5 protein-coding genes are annotated in these 5,482 nt (G+C 57.3%); 4 read left to right on the top strand and 1 reads right to left on the bottom strand.

Translation table 11 applies throughout. The features are described 5' to 3' along the window. The 4 genes from RTY00_RS18820 to RTY00_RS18805 form a co-directional block, all read left to right on the top strand. Positions 1-739 (top strand): sugar kinase (locus RTY00_RS18820; protein WP_312665465.1); only part of this gene is annotated, 739 nt, incomplete at its 5' end. A gap of 142 nt (positions 740-881) precedes the next feature. Then, on the top strand, positions 882-2,165 hold the full coding sequence (locus RTY00_RS18815; protein WP_008105275.1) for an MFS transporter: 1,284 nt from the start codon (positions 882-884) through the stop codon (positions 2,163-2,165). Between the two features lie 50 nt (positions 2,166-2,215). Continuing rightward, the gene (ghrB, locus tag RTY00_RS18810) at positions 2,216-3,190 is read left to right on the top strand and encodes a glyoxylate/hydroxypyruvate reductase GhrB (RefSeq protein WP_061720009.1); all 975 of its coding nucleotides are present in this window, start codon (positions 2,216-2,218) and stop codon (positions 3,188-3,190) included. A gap of 82 nt (positions 3,191-3,272) precedes the next feature. Beyond that, a complete protein-coding gene (locus RTY00_RS18805) occupies positions 3,273-4,520 on the top strand; it encodes a valine--pyruvate transaminase (RefSeq protein ID WP_312665463.1) in 1,248 nt (415 codons plus the stop codon). A gap of 72 nt (positions 4,521-4,592) precedes the next feature. Here RTY00_RS18805 and RTY00_RS18800 read toward each other — a convergent pair. Then, a partial coding sequence (locus tag RTY00_RS18800; protein WP_312665461.1) for a PLP-dependent aminotransferase family protein occupies positions 4,593-5,482 on the bottom strand: 890 nt, incomplete at its 5' end.

The raw sequence follows: 5,482 nt of genomic DNA, 5'->3' as shown, positions 1-5,482 counted from the left end.
GCTGCAGCAGCTGGAAAAAGAGGGCGTCGATCACCGCTGCGTCACCACCGACGCAAGCTATCGCACTGGTTTCCAACTTAAATCCCGCGTTGATGACGGCTCCGATCCGGAAGTGGAGTATTTCCGCAAAGGCTCAGCCGCCAGCCATCTGTCGCCCGTCGATTTCAACGACGACTACTTTGGCAGCGCGCGCCATCTTCACCTGAGCGGTGTGGCGGCGGCGATCTCCGACAGTTCACTTGCCCTGGCGCAACACGCGGCAAAAGAGATGCGCGCACGTGGCAAAACCATCTCCTTCGATCCCAACCTGCGTCCGGTGTTATGGCGCAGCGAAGAGGAGATGCGTAAGCAGCTCAATCATTTAGCGGAATACGCCGATTGGGTGCTGCCGGGCGAGAAAGAGGGTTTGATTCTCACCGGCTATCGCCAGCCGGAAGCCATCGCCGATTTTTACCTCGATAAAGGGGTGAAAGCGGTAGTGATCAAAACCGGTGGCGACGGCGCCTGGTACAAAACCGCCGACGGCCAGCAAGGCCAGGTCGCACCGATTCGCGTTGAGAATGTGGTTGATACCGTGGGTGCGGGCGACGGCTTTGCTGTTGGGCTGATCAGCGCGTTACTGGAAGGAAAATCCCTGCCGCAGGCGATTCTGCGCGGTAATAAAATCGGTTCGCTGGCGATTCAGGTTGCTGGCGACAGCGAAGGCCTGCCGACGCGAGCGGCGTTGGGCGATTATTGATATTCACGATGGTCGATGCGTTTTGTAGGGTCGCCATTTATGGCGACCGCCAAACAAAGATTTAAAAAATATCTGTACCTACTACAACTATATTGCGAGGCGCATCCACTGAATGCGTCCACCTCAACCAGAGGAGTCACCCATGAAATCGCAGACAATCGCGCCAAAACGCTGGTGGTTTATCATGCCCATCGTGTTTATCACCTACAGTCTGGCGTATCTGGACCGGGCGAACTTCAGCTTCGCCTCTGCCGCAGGGATAAATGACGATCTCGGCATCACCAAAGGCATGTCATCGCTGCTGGGCGCCCTGTTCTTCCTTGGCTACTTCTTCTTCCAGATCCCCGGCGCGCTGTATGCCGAACGTCGCAGCGTGAAGAAGCTGATTTTCTGGTGCCTGATTTTATGGGGCGGCTGCGCCTCGCTGACCGGCGTGGTCAGCAACATTCCGATGCTGGCGGCGATCCGCTTTGTGCTCGGCGTGGTGGAAGCGGCGGTGATGCCAGCGATGCTGATTTATATCAGCAACTGGTTTACCAAATCCGAGCGTTCGCGCGCCAATACCTTCCTGATCCTCGGTAATCCGGTCACGGTGCTGTGGATGTCGGTGGTCTCTGGCTATCTGATTGAATCCTTTGGCTGGCGCGAGATGTTTATCTTCGAAGGCATCCCGGCAGTGATCTGGGCGGTTGCCTGGTGGTTCCTGGTGCAGGACAAACCGGCCCAGGCCAAATGGATGAGCGAAAGCGAGAAAGCCGCGCTGCAGGCGCAACTGCAAAAAGAGCAGGAAGGCATTAAAGCGGTACGTAACTATGGTGAAGCGTTCCGTAATCGCAACGTGATCCTGCTGTGCCTGCAATATTTTGCCTGGAGCATCGGCGTGTACGGTTTCGTGCTGTGGCTGCCGTCTATTCTGCGTAACGGTTCGCAGATGGGCATGGTGGAAGCCGGTTGGCTGTCAGCGGTGCCGTATCTGGTGGCGACCATTGCGATGATCGTGGTGTCGTGGGCGTCCGATAAAACCCAGAATCGTAAATTGTTTGTCTGGCCGCTGCTGCTGATTGGCGCGCTGGCGTTCCTCGGTTCCTATCTGGTCGGTTCCAGCAACTTCTGGCTGTCGTATACGCTGCTGGTGATCGCCGGTGGTGCGATGTATGCGCCGTACGGTCCGTTCTTCGCCATCATTCCGGAGATGTTGCCGCGCAACGTCGCCGGTGGTGCGATGGCACTGATCAACAGCATGGGCGCACTCGGTTCCTTCGTCGGATCGTGGATTGTAGGCTATCTTAATGGCGCGACCGGTTCGCCTGCCGCCTCCTACATTTTCATGGGTGCTGCGCTGTTGGCCTCGGTCTGGCTGACGTTGATCGTCAAACCGGCGCAGAATAAAACATCGCCGCCGATGCATGGCGCAAAGCACGCGTAATCAATTCGGGAGGCCTCAAGGCCTCCTCACCATTTCATAGGGAGCAAAAGATGAAACCTGCTGTGATTCTTTATAAGAGCCTGCCAGATGACCTGCGCACCAAACTGGATGCCCATTTCACCGTTACTGAAGTGCATGATATTTCCCCGGAAACCATCCAGAAACACGCGGCGCAGTTCGAACAGGCGCAAGGTTTGCTCGGCTCTGGCGGCAAAGTGGATGGCGAGCTGCTGGCAAAAATGCCCGCGCTGCGCGCCTGCTCCACCGTGTCGGTGGGTTACGATAACTTCAACGTCGACGCGCTGAATCAACGCAAGGTGTTGCTGATGCATACGCCAACCGTGCTGACCGAAACCGTCGCCGACACCATGATGGCACTGGTGCTAAGCACCGCGCGTCGCGTGACCGAGCTGGATAAGTGGGTGAAAGCCGGCGAGTGGAAAAAAAGCATCGGCCCGGATCATTTCGGGATTGATGTGCACCACAAAACCCTCGGCATTCTCGGCATGGGCCGCATCGGCCTGGCGCTGGCGCAGCGTGCACACTTTGGCTTCGGCATGAACATTCTTTATAACGCGCGCCGTCAGCATGAAGAGGCAGAAACCCGCTTTGGTGCGCGTGCCTGCGATCTGGAAACCTTGCTGAAAGAGAGTGATTTTGTCTGCATTAGCCTGCCGCTGACCGAACAGACGCACCATATGATTGGCGCGGCGCAGCTCAAGCTGATGAAGCCAAGCGCAATTCTGATCAACGCCGGTCGCGGTCCGGTGGTGGATGAGCAGGCACTGACTGCGGCGCTGAAAGACGGCACCATCCACGCCGCCGGTCTGGATGTGTTCGAAGTTGAGCCGGTGCCTGCCGATGCCGAGATTTTGACGCTGCCGAACGTGGTGGCGCTGCCGCACATCGGTTCTGCCACCCATGAAACCCGTTACGGCATGGCGCGCGACGCGGTGGATAACCTGATCGCCGCCCTGAGTGGCAAAGTCGAGAAAAACTGCGTTAACCCGCAGATCCAAGGCTAAGCTTGCTGTTTTACCCATTGCGCCTGCCAGCGGCGGGCGCTATGGTGGTTCCCCATTCGATTTCACAACGTTTTAACTTCCTATGTCCTTTTCTCAGTTCGGCGACAAATTTACTCAACACTCCGGCATCTCACGTCTGATGGAAGACATGGGTGAAGGCCTGCGCACGCCCGGCACCATCATGCTTGGCGGCGGTAATCCGGCGCAGATCCCGGCGATGAATGACTATTTCAACCAGTTGCTGATGCAGATGCATCAGGACGGCAAGCTGAGCGAAGCGCTGTGCAACTACGATGGTCCGCGCGGCAAAGCGCTGCTGCTGGATGCGCTGGCGAAGATGCTGCGTGAGGAACTTGGCTGGCCATTAACCGCGCAAAACATCGCGCTGACCAACGGCAGCCAGAGCGCGTTCTTCTATCTCTTCAATCTGTTCGCCGGACGTCGCGCCGACGGCAGCAAAAAGCGCGTGCTGTTCCCGCTGGCACCGGAATATCTCGGCTACGCCGATGCCGGGCTGGAAGAGGATCTGTTTGTCTCCGCCAAGCCCAACATTGAGCTGCTGCCGGAAGGCCAGTTCAAATATCACGTCGATTTCGATCATCTGCCGCTGAATGACGATGTCGGCCTGATTTGCGTATCGCGCCCGACCAACCCAACCGGGAACGTGATCACCGATGACGAATTGCTACAGCTGGATGCGCTGGCGCAGCAGCACGGCGTACCGCTGCTGATTGATAATGCGTACGGCGTGCCGTTCCCCGGCATCATCTTTAGCGAAGCGCGCCCGCTGTGGAATCCCAATACCATTCTGTGCATGAGCCTGTCGAAACTCGGCCTGCCGGGCGCACGTTGCGGCATCATCGTCGCCGATGAGAGCACAATCGCCGCAATTGGTAATATGAACGGGATTATCAGCCTGGCGCCGGGCAGCATCGGACCTGCCATTGCCAATGAGATGATTGTGCGCGGGGATTTACTGCGTCTGTCGGAAGAGGTGATTAAGCCGTTCTATCAGGCCAAAGTGAGCGAGACGATTGCGATTCTGCGCCGCTATCTGCCAGAAGATCGCTGCCTGATTCATAAACCCGAAGGCGCGATTTTCCTCTGGCTGTGGTTCCGCGATCTGCCGATCAGCACCGAAACGCTGTATCAGCGCCTGAAAGCGCGCGGCGTGCTGATGGTGCCCGGCCACTTCTTCTTCCCCGGCCTGGAACATGCATGGCCGCACACCCATCAATGCATGCGCATGAACTATGTGCCGGATGCTGAGAAAATTGAGCGCGCGGTGCAGATATTGGCCGAAGAGCTGGAAACTGCATTTAGCGATTAATCGGCAAGGTTGCCATAAATGGCATCATTGATAATCGTGCGGTTTTCGGCAAGGTCGCCATAAATGGCGACCCTACAATTCCGCCGGCAACGACAACTGGCACCACTGCGCCAGCTGCTGAATCGCCTGCTCCACTTCGGCATTCCAGCCAAAACCAGCGTTGAGTCGAAAACAGTGATCGTAGCGGTGATCGGTGGCGAAAATGTGCCCCGGCGCGATACCGATGCCCGCATTGCGCGCCTTAAGAAACAGCGCGCGCACATTCAACGCGCCGATCGGCATTTCCACCCACAACACATAGCCGCCTTCAGGATCAGAAACCCGCGTGCCCGGCGGGAAGTAGCGCAGCACCGCCTGACGCATATGCTGGATTTGATTCTTCAATTCACGCCGTAGCTTACGCAGATGCGCATCGTAACCGCCGCTGCGCAGCAGTTCGGCAATCGCCGCCTGCGACAATACCGACGTGCCCATGCTGGTGGTGTATTTCAGCGAGGCGATTTTGCGCATGTAGTTGCTGCTGTGCACCCAGCCAATGCGAATACCCGGCGCGACGGTTTTCGAGAAGCCGCTGCACAAAATAGCGTTCGGGCTGAAGGCGCGCATTGGAAACGGACGACGCTCGCCAAACGCGGTATCACCAAAGATATCATCCTCAATGATCACCACATCGTTCTCGTCGGCCTGACGCGCAATATAGGCTTTCTGCTCGTTGGGAATGCTTTTGCCCAGCGGATTGTTGATGTTGTTGATGGTGAGATACGCCTGCACCGCTTTGCGCTGAAACAGCGCGGTGAGTTTTTCCACATTGACGTAACCCTCCGGCCCGGCTTCCACCTCAATCACCCGCAGATTGAGGTTATGCAGCATCTGCAGCAGCACGAAATAGCAGGGCGACTCCACCGCAACGATATCGCCAGGCCGCGTGGTGGCGCGCAGCGCCAGCGAAATCGCTTCGATGC

This window comes from Pantoea sp. CTOTU49201, assembly GCF_032054795.1.
GTDB classification, from domain to species: Bacteria; Pseudomonadota; Gammaproteobacteria; order Enterobacterales; family Enterobacteriaceae; genus Pantoea; species Pantoea symbiotica.
The sequence above is the reverse complement of the archived record's forward strand: the minus strand, read 5'-3'. Positions and strand labels throughout refer to the sequence as shown.